The 1,599-nt window shown below is 53.6% G+C and carries 1 protein-coding gene; it reads left to right on the plus strand.

Annotated features, from left to right (window positions below):
* Positions 1-759: RHS repeat-associated core domain-containing protein (locus tag BLT42_RS14890; RefSeq protein WP_143024178.1), on the plus strand; the 759-nt coding region annotated here is incomplete at its 5' end.
* Positions 760-1,599: the final 840 nt, after the last annotated feature.

Below are 1,599 nucleotides of genomic sequence, written 5' to 3' on the forward strand. Positions count from 1 at the left end.
ACCGGCCACATCACCGACACCGATACCGGCATGGTCTACATGCAGGCCCGCTATTACGACCCAGCCATCGGACGCTTCCTGTCGGGCGACCCGGTGGGATTTGCGCAAGGCGGGGTGGGGTATTTCAATCGCTATGCCTATGTCGGGAATAATCCGGTCAATGCAACGGATCCGACGGGGGAGTTTGGCAATCTGGCCATTGGCTTCATCGTCGGGTTGGCTGCAGGTGGGATAGATGCAGGCATCCAAGCGTACACCACCCGCAACGAAGTCGGTGGGCCGAGAGTAGATTGGGGGCAGTCAGGCCGCACTGCCTTGGTCGCAGGTGCGACAACAGCGTTAGGGCCCCTCGGCGGCGCGGCGGTTTCTGCGCTTGGATCTGGGATCGAAGCAGGGTTAGACTCAGCGGCTGCAGGACACTCTGCAGCCGAAACTACAGTCAATGTATTAGCTTCGGCAGCAATCGGCGGGACGGTTGCACGCCTCACGGGCGGGGCTGGGACTAAAGCTACCGCTGGGCTTGCCGTGAGGGAAATGGCTGGTGGAGTTCCAGCAGGCAGCGCTATATCCGCACAACAGTCGATTGCAGCCGGGACAGGAGTATTGGTCGCTACCGCGATTTCTGAAGGGTTGGACACCGCTGTTGAGCTCGGCGGCCAAGGCCTAGATGCTGCGGCCAGCACCGCCGGTGCTCTTGGCGGACAGCTTTACGATGCGGTGATGGACTCTGCTAGACCCGACGTTGACAGAGAACCCTAAGAAGAACAGGCTGTTCGTTTTGAAATGGCACATTTGGTAGTGTCCGAATAGCGTGGGTGAACAGTTAAGCTAATGACTATATTTGGCGCTTACACGAAGAAAATGTTTGTAACAAAGTGGATATTGTTCATCGTGTATTTGGGTTGACGCGTGAAAAATTCTTATAGGTGTCATTTTGATCATTCATAATCGAATTTGGCGGATTCTTTATTGGGATGAGGTTTGACATGTTTGCAAAATTTTTTAGATATTGCAGCGTAATATTATCCGAACTCTTTTGGTATTTACTTTCAATTTTTCTATTAAGCTTCACATTGATTTTTCTTTCCACGTTATTGGGCGAACACGGTCCTGCCGCATCGATCGCGCGCGCGTCTTTTTTTGGCGCACTGATTGCCAGCGGGGTTTATCTTGTGTTCGTCGCCGTTCGAGTATTCTTGGATGAACCCTTCTGGAAATAAATAGAAAGGGAAATAGAAAGGGAATAATTGGTGACAGGGAATAATTGGTGACAGGCACCCATTAGGAATAAATGGTGACAGGCACCCATTAATCCAGGCGAAGAAGGCGCTGTCGGGCCGGCTCAACAAGACCGATAGCAATGATGCCGAGGGGCTGGCCCAGCTGGCGCGCACCGGCTGGTATCGCGAGGTGCTGGCCAAGAATAATTGGGACAGACACAATTAATCTGACCCTACTCCGTCAACGTCATTTCTCTTGTTGAATGCCCGCGCCGGGCAGAGCCATCCCTGAAACCCTTGCCAAGCAGGGCGCCAGACTGGAGTTGAGACGTCAAGGGCGCGAAGCGCCGCTTCGCGGTCAGGACCCTTGACGTCTCAA

The organism is Maricaulis salignorans (assembly GCF_900103475.1).
Classification (GTDB): domain Bacteria; phylum Pseudomonadota; class Alphaproteobacteria; order Caulobacterales; family Maricaulaceae; genus Maricaulis; species Maricaulis salignorans.